Genomic DNA, 6605 nt, shown 5'->3' with positions numbered 1-6605 from the left:
TTTTTGGGTTTTTGGGGGGGGGGGTGGGGTGTTTTTTTTTGGGGTTTTTATTTTTGCTCATGTTTTAATAAATTGGGGGGTGGGGGGGGTGGGTTTTTTTGGGGGGGTCTTTATCGGGTGGGGGGGCGGGGGGGGTGGGGGGGTCGGTCCCGCCCCGGGCGGGCGCGGCGCGCGGGGCGGGCGCGCCCGCGCGGCCCGGGCGGGGGGGGGGGTGTGGGTGGGGCGGGCGGCCCCCGCGCCCGGGCCTCAGGCAGCCCGGGGGATCGGGGTGCTCTGGCGGGCCGCGGCCCACCAGCGGCCGTTCTCCTTGACCAGCACGTAGAGGGCGATCATCGCGGGATCGGCGTCGATGAGTTCGCCGTCGGCGGTGGTGGCGCGCGCGACCTTGTGCGCGACGGCCATGTCGGGGCGCAGGAACGTGATGTCGGTGACGTCGTAGCGGACGTGCTCGTCCTTCAGGAATCCGGCCAGCCCGGCCCGGCTGCTGGTCAACAGCTCGTCCCGGCCGGTGAGCAGCATTCCGACGGCGTTGACCACCGTGGCGTTCTCGAGGAAACCCGAGGTCATGAGCTCGGCATCGTTGGTGTTGTAGCCCGCCTCGACATCGGCGACGAGCTGCCGGATCGCGGCGGCGTCGTCGGTGTGATCGGTGGTGGCGTCCGCGACGGTGGGGGCCTCGGCGTGTGCTGCGGTCATGGCAGTCATGTTGCTACCTGAACAATGCTTCAGGTCTAGTGGCGGTGCCGGTGGTCTCGATCACACCGGGGCGTGTGGACGGCCGTCGATCGCCCGAGGTGACCCTCGCCCGCTCGTGCGCACTGAGATAATGTGAAATCCAATGAGTCACTTGCTCTCGTCGTCGAGGAGGACGATATGACCGGCGTCGATACGCCCGCGGCGCGATTGCGGGCGCTCCGGCAGGAGGGCTGCACGCCGCGGCAGGCATGGGAACTGTTCGACGGCCTGCCCGCCGTGCGCGTCGAGGAGATCACCACCGGCCGCTGGCACGGCGACGAGCTGGACACCGGGCATCCGTGGGCCGGGGTGCTGGTCGAATCCGGTTGGTGCGGAAAGCAGTTCGACGGCGCCGACCGGGTGCAGCCGCTGCTGTTCGCGGGCCCCGACGGGGACGTGTTCCCGGTCGATCCGCGCCGCGTCCCGTTGGCGCTGGCGGGCCGAATTCCGCTCGCGGGTGTCCGGGCGGCGCGCAGGCTGCTGCCCGTGCTGCGCCCGCTGCTGCGCACAAGGGCGCCGCGGGCTCGGCTGCGCGATCTCGAGTTCCGCGGGAAGGTCGGCGCCGCAATGGTTTACGACCACCTGCCGATCATCGACATCTTCCGCGCGGTCGACGCCGACACCCTGCTCGGCGTGATGGACCTGCGCGGCATGACCGACCCCTACTTCTTCATCCTCCGCCGCGCCCGAGCCTGACCGATTCACCGCCCCGAACCACGCTCCCGCCGACCATCGAAGCACAGGTAGTTCGTGTCGGCCAGCCGATCTCGGCCTGCCTAAGGCCCGCCGATCCCGGCCTGCTAAAGGCCCGCTGATCTCCGGCGTGTCAAAGGCCCGCTGATCTCCGGCGTGCCTACGGCCCGCCGATCCCGGCCTGCCTCGGGTCTGCTGAATCAGACCTGTCGACCCGGCCTGCCACAACCCCTTTCCCGGCACGCTTTTTGCCGGGACCCACGCGTCCCGGAGGTTGTCCCGGCGGGAATCGTGGTGGGGCTGTTGCTGGCCCGGGCCGGGGTCGAGGTGACCGTGCTGGAGAAGCACGGCGACTTCCTGCGCGATTTCCGCGGCGATACGGTGCACCCGACGACCCTGGACCTGCTCGACGAGCTGGGCCTGGGGGAGGGGTTCGCGAAGCTACCCCAGCGCCGGCTGACGACCGTGCAGCTGCCGATCGGCGGCCGGATGCAGACCCTGGCCACGTTCACCGGGCTGCCGGGCAGGCACAAGTACATCGCGATGGTGCCGCAGTGGGACCTGCTGGATCTGCTCACGCGCGCCGCCGACCGCGAGCCGACCTTCCGGTTGCGGATGAATACCGAAGGGAGCGAGGTGATCTGGGCGGACGGCCGCGTCGCCGGGGTCGGGTATCGGACGAAAGACGGTGGCAGCGGCGAGATTCGGGCCGATCTGACGGTGGCCTGCGACGGGCGCACGTCGGTGCTGCGGTCGGCGGCGGGTTTGGGTTCGCGCCGCTGGGCGATGCCGTTCGACGTGTGGTGGTACACCGACGGCCTGCTGTGCCTCGGCGACGCCGCCCACGCCATGTCGCCGGTCGGCGGCGTGGGCATCAATCTCGCCGTCCAGGACGCGGTGGCGGCGGCGAGAATCCTTGCACCCCTGCTACTTTCGTACCGAGTGACGACCTCCGACCTGGCCCGCGTGCAGCGCCGCCGCCTCGTTCCGACGGCGATCACGCAGGCCGTGCAGCGCGTGGCGCACGCCCGAGCGATCGCCCCGGCGGTCTCCGGCGCGGTGAACCTCTCGACTCCGATCGAACCCCCTTGCCGCTGCGCGTATTTCGCCGAATCCCGATAGTCCGCAGCATCCCGCCGTTCCTCGTCGCCCGCGGCGTCCTCCCCGAACACGCCCCGCACGTGCGTTGCCGCACCCCTTGTTGGTTCGCGCACGCCTTCCAGGGGCCTGTAGGGGGTGCGGGAACGTGCAGGGGGTGCGGCGTGAGGGTGTCAGCTGCGGGTGAGGATGGCGTCGAAGCGTTCGTCGGCACGGTCGAGCTGGTCGAGGATGTGGTCCTTCACGTGGTCGGCCAGGGGTGTGTCGGTGCGGGTCACCAGGTCGCGGTAGACGTCGGTGAGGGGGCGGTACTTGGTGGCCAGCTTGTGCATGACGGGGCCGGTCGCGTACAGGATGCCCACGCCGTTGTCGGTGAAGTCGGAGATCTTCACCACCCGCGCCCAGGGGTCGCGGTCCAGGCTGGTGGAGACGTACTCGCGGTACTGGGCGTGCCGGTCCATCGACGGGTCCGGCGGGGGATTGGTGACGGCGGCGACCAGCGTCGCCACCCGGTCGCCGAACCGCTCGCCCACCTCGGTGAGCGCGCCGTCGGTGGTCGAACCGGTTCGCGCGCCGGACAGTTCGGGCGCGTGATCCTCCACCGCGTCGTGCAGCAGGCCCGCCACCACCACGTCGGTCTCGCGGACCTCGTAGTGGCTGACGATCCGAATCGCCACGCGCAGCAGGTGATTGACGTACGGCTCGCGCCCGTACCGGTCCTCGCGGTGCAGATCGGAGGCGAGATCCAGGGCGGCGCCCACCCGCTCCGGCTCCGGCAGCTTCTCCGATTCCAGCTCGAGGCGCCGCCGCAGCCCGGATTCCCCGTGCACGTCGGAGATCGTGTGCAGCGGCATCACCGAGAGAATTCCCGCCCCAACCGTATTCATGGAGCCAATGTAACCGGCCGGTACGACGAGAACGCTTATGGCTCGCTTGCACCCCGGTGGCCGGAGATCGAACTTTGCGTGGCTACCGGACGCCGCGGGGCCGGAACTGGATGCTGATGCGCGGGCCGACCGGCCGCCGCGTCTTCGGCACCGCGTGCTCCCAGGTGCGCTGGCAGGAACCGCCCATCACGATCAGGTCGCCGTGGCCCAGCGGGTAGCGCAGGTGCGTGCCTCCGCCGCGCGGGCGCAGCAGCAGCGGGCGCGGCGCGCCGACCGACACGATCGCGACCATGGTGTCGTGTGTCGCGCCCCGGCCGGAGGTGTCGCCGTGCCAGGCGACGCTGTCGTTCCCGTCGCGGTAGTAGCACAGCCCCGCCGTGCGGAACGGCTCGCCGAGTTCGCGGCGGTAGTGCGCGCTCAATGCCTCGCGGGCCTCGTCGAGCACCGGGTCGGGCAGCGTCTCGCGTTCGTCGTAGAACCGCAGCAACCGCGGCACGTCCACCATGCGGTCGTACATCTGCCGCCGGTCCGCGCGCCACGGCACCTCCGCGGCCAGCCGCTCGAACAGCAGATCGGCCCCGGACAGCCACCCCGGCAGCACATCCACCCAGGCACCCTCGCCCAGGACCGTGCGCCGTATCCCGTCCAGCGGCTCGAGCCCCAGATCCCCGAAGCCGTCGAGCAGCGAACCCTGCAGCGGTGTCGACATGAGATCGAATCTACGTTCTATCGAACATACGTTCAAGCGCATTCGGTGTGCGGTGGCAGTCCGTGGTTGCGAGGCCACTCTTCTCGAGAGACACTCTCTCTTATCAAGAGCTTCTCTCTGGAGGTGTCATGTTGCGGGTTGTCCAGTGGGCTACCGGCGGAGTCGGCAGGGCGGCGATCGAAGCGGTGCAGGCGCATCCCGAGTTGGATCTCGTCGGTTGCTATGTGCACTCCGAGGGCAAGCGCGGCCTGGATGTCGGTGAGATTCTCGGCACGGCGCAGGTGGGTGTCACCGCCACCGGCGATGTGGAGGAAATTCTGGCGTTGGACGCGGATGCGGTGGTGTACGCCCCGCTGATCCCGAATGCCGGTGAGGTGGCGCGCATTCTGCGGTCCGGTAAGAACGTGGTCACCCCGGTCGGCTGGTTCTATCCGACCCACCGTGATGCCGAACTGGAGCGGGCCTGCGCCGACGGCGGCGTCACCCTGCACGGGATCGGCATCAATCCCGGTGGGACCACAGATCTGCACCCGCTGGTGCTCTCGGCGATGTCGTCGAAGGTGACATTCGTGCGGGCCGAGGAGTTCTCGGATATGCGCACCTACGACGCCCCGGATGTGCTGCGGACGGTGATGGGCTTCGGCGGCACCCCCGAGCAGGCCCGCGAATCTCCGATGCTCAGGCTGCTGACCGGCGGGTTCGCCCAGTCGGCGGCCATGTGCGTGGACACCCTCGGATTCGCCGACGCCCCGATCCGCACCTCCCACGAGATCGCCGTGGCGACCGGCCCGATCGAGTCCCCGATGGGGATCCTCGAGCCGGGTAGGGTCGCGGCGCAGCGATTCACATGGGACGCGATGGTCGGTGACCGACCGGTTGTGCGGATCGCGGTCAACTGGCTGATGGGGGAGGAGAACCTGGAACCGGGCTGGGAATTCGGACCGGAGGGGGAACGCTACGAGATCGAAATCGCCGGAGACCCCGACACTTTCGTGACCATTCGGGGCTGGCAACCCACGACCGTCGCGGACGGGCTGAAACGCAATCCCGGCATCGTGGCGACCGCGAACCACTGCGTCAACTCCATCCCGTACGTGTGCGCGGCAACGCCCGGCATCAAATCGAGTGTGGAGCTACCCGTCGTCGCCGGGCGCGCCCATCCGGATCTGGGGGTCGCGCGTGGCTGAGTCGTTGCGGGACCGGCAGAAGGCGCAGATCCGCGGAGACATTCAGCGAGCGGCGGTGCGATTGTTCGCCGAGCGCGGTTTCGACGCGGTGACCACCGAGGAGATCGCGGCGGCCGCGGGTATCGGGCACAGCACCTACTTCCGGTACGTGACCAGCAAAGAGGATCTGCTGCTGAGCACTCTCCGCCGGGCCGGTGCGGCCATCGTCGACAACCTGCACGCGCGACCTCCCAGCGAGTCGGCCGACGAGGCGCTGTGCCGGGCAAGCCTGCGGTGGAGCCGGGCATTCGTCGCCGAGGAGCAGGCATTGGACCACTGGCGCACCGCGATTCGCGCCGCGCCGCAGCTCCTCGACCGCGTCGCCGTGGTCGGCCGGTTCGAGCGCGCGCAGCTGACCAAGCTCGTCGGCGAACGGATGGGCGTGCGCCCCGACGAGGACATCCGGCCGGGCCTGCTCGTGCACACCGTGCTCGCCGCCGCCGAGTTCGCCTTCCTGCGCTGGCTCGACAACGACGATCCCCGCGACCCCACCCTGCATCAGCTCACCGAGCAAGCTCTCGAAGGAACCAGGACCCAATGCTGGAAGTAACCGAATCCACGGCGGCACACCCTGTGCGCGGCGTCGGAATACTGCGTGTGTGGATGGTGGTCGCGGCATTCGTCGTGGCCGGTGCCGCGGTACCGATCGCCCTGCATATCACGCGGTACGGCGTCAATGCCGGGCAGATCATGCTGGTGGCGTTCACCTGGATCAATGTGATGATCGCGCTGTGGGAGATTTCGCTGAATCTGCGCATCTCCCTGGTCGAGCGCCAGCACGAGCAATTCGTCGCCGACTACCGCGGCCGCGAACTCGACCGGGTGATCGACTTCTTCACCGCCCCCATCCGGCTCCGCGAGATCGTGCGGCCGAGCACCTGGGCGCAGGTCTGGTCCTCGTACTCGCTGTTCGATCCCGCCTACGCCAACCGCAAGTCGTTCGGCTTCTGGGTCGACTCCGGCAACGGCTACGTGACGCTGATCCCGTCCCTGCTGTTCATCTACGGCCTCACCTTCGACATGATTCCGGCGCGCGCGTTGGGGATCATGGGCCTGATCATCTTCTGGATGATGTTCTACGGCACCGTCCTCTACTACCTCGCCTACTTCGTCAACAAGGAATACGTCGGGCACACCACACGCAACCTGGCGATCTTCATCGGCGGAACGAACAGCCTGTGGCTCGTCGCACCGGCGTGGGGCATGGTCGCCAGCGTCATCCTGATCAACACCGACTCCTACGGATTCCTCCGATAG

The 6605-nt window shown here is 68.8% G+C and carries 7 protein-coding genes and 1 pseudogene; 5 read left to right on the top strand and 3 right to left on the bottom strand.

From position 1 onward, the window contains the following. Positions 1-246: 246 nt before the first annotated feature. Positions 247-696, bottom strand: a complete 450-nt coding sequence (locus tag QH290_RS25850) for an SgcJ/EcaC family oxidoreductase (protein ID WP_280385702.1) — start codon at positions 694-696, stop codon at positions 247-249. Between the two features lie 177 nt (positions 697-873). Between QH290_RS25850 and QH290_RS25845 the strand changes: the two genes are divergently transcribed. Together QH290_RS25845 and QH290_RS25840 are read left to right on the top strand one after the other, a co-directional pair. Continuing rightward, positions 874-1431 (top strand): DUF4334 domain-containing protein, encoded by a 558-nt coding sequence (locus tag QH290_RS25845; protein WP_280385700.1) that lies wholly within the window; start codon positions 874-876, stop codon positions 1429-1431. A gap of 216 nt (positions 1432-1647) precedes the next feature. Continuing rightward, a pseudogene (locus tag QH290_RS25840) lies at positions 1648-2627 on the top strand (FAD-dependent monooxygenase); the annotation flags it as partial. A 72-nt stretch (positions 2628-2699) separates the two neighbouring features. Here the strand turns inward: QH290_RS25840 and QH290_RS25835 are convergent. Both QH290_RS25835 and QH290_RS25830 read right to left on the bottom strand, forming a co-directional pair. Next, positions 2700-3413 (bottom strand): HD domain-containing protein, encoded by a 714-nt coding sequence (locus tag QH290_RS25835; RefSeq protein WP_280262273.1) that lies wholly within the window; start codon positions 3411-3413, stop codon positions 2700-2702. 82 nt (positions 3414-3495) lie between these two features. Next, on the bottom strand, positions 3496-4122 hold the full coding sequence (locus QH290_RS25830) for an alpha-ketoglutarate-dependent dioxygenase AlkB (protein ID WP_280262274.1): 627 nt from the start codon (positions 4120-4122) through the stop codon (positions 3496-3498). 128 nt (positions 4123-4250) lie between these two features. Between QH290_RS25830 and QH290_RS25825 the strand changes: the two genes are divergently transcribed. The 3 genes from QH290_RS25825 to QH290_RS25815 are packed head-to-tail and all read left to right on the top strand — an operon-like array spanning position 4251 to position 6605. Next, positions 4251-5309 carry an NAD(P)H-dependent amine dehydrogenase family protein gene (locus QH290_RS25825; RefSeq protein ID WP_280262277.1) on the top strand — a complete coding sequence of 353 codons (1059 nt, stop codon included), beginning with the start codon at positions 4251-4253 and terminating at the stop codon, positions 5307-5309. Continuing rightward, positions 5302-5898 (top strand): TetR family transcriptional regulator, encoded by a 597-nt coding sequence (locus QH290_RS25820; protein WP_280262279.1) that lies wholly within the window; start codon positions 5302-5304, stop codon positions 5896-5898. The genes QH290_RS25825 and QH290_RS25820 overlap by 8 nt, the downstream gene beginning before the upstream one ends. Then, entirely contained in the window at positions 5886-6605 is a 720-nt protein-coding gene (locus QH290_RS25815) for a hypothetical protein (protein WP_280262281.1), read from the top strand. Before QH290_RS25820 ends, QH290_RS25815 begins: the two co-directional genes overlap by 13 nt.

This window comes from Nocardia wallacei (assembly GCF_029869545.1).
Lineage (GTDB): Bacteria > Actinomycetota > Actinomycetes > Mycobacteriales > Mycobacteriaceae > Nocardia > Nocardia wallacei_A.
The sequence above is the reverse complement of the archived record's forward strand: the minus strand, read 5'-3'. Positions and strand labels throughout refer to the sequence as shown.

Bases quoted from the DNA above. Each gene is read 5' to 3' on its own strand.
- QH290_RS25850 (WP_280385702.1), bottom strand. From the start codon at position 696: ATGACCGCAGCACACGCCGAGGCCCCCACCGTCGCGGACGCCACCACC.
- QH290_RS25845 (WP_280385700.1), top strand. From the start codon at position 874: ATGACCGGCGTCGATACGCCCGCGGCGCGATTGCGGGCGCTCCGGCAG.
- QH290_RS25835 (WP_280262273.1), bottom strand. From the start codon at position 3,413: ATGAATACGGTTGGGGCGGGAATTCTCTCGGTGATGCCGCTGCACACG.
- QH290_RS25830 (WP_280262274.1), bottom strand. From the start codon at position 4,122: ATGTCGACACCGCTGCAGGGTTCGCTGCTCGACGGCTTCGGGGATCTG.
- QH290_RS25825 (WP_280262277.1), top strand. From the start codon at position 4,251: ATGTTGCGGGTTGTCCAGTGGGCTACCGGCGGAGTCGGCAGGGCGGCG.
- QH290_RS25815 (WP_280262281.1), top strand. From the start codon at position 5,886: ATGCTGGAAGTAACCGAATCCACGGCGGCACACCCTGTGCGCGGCGTC.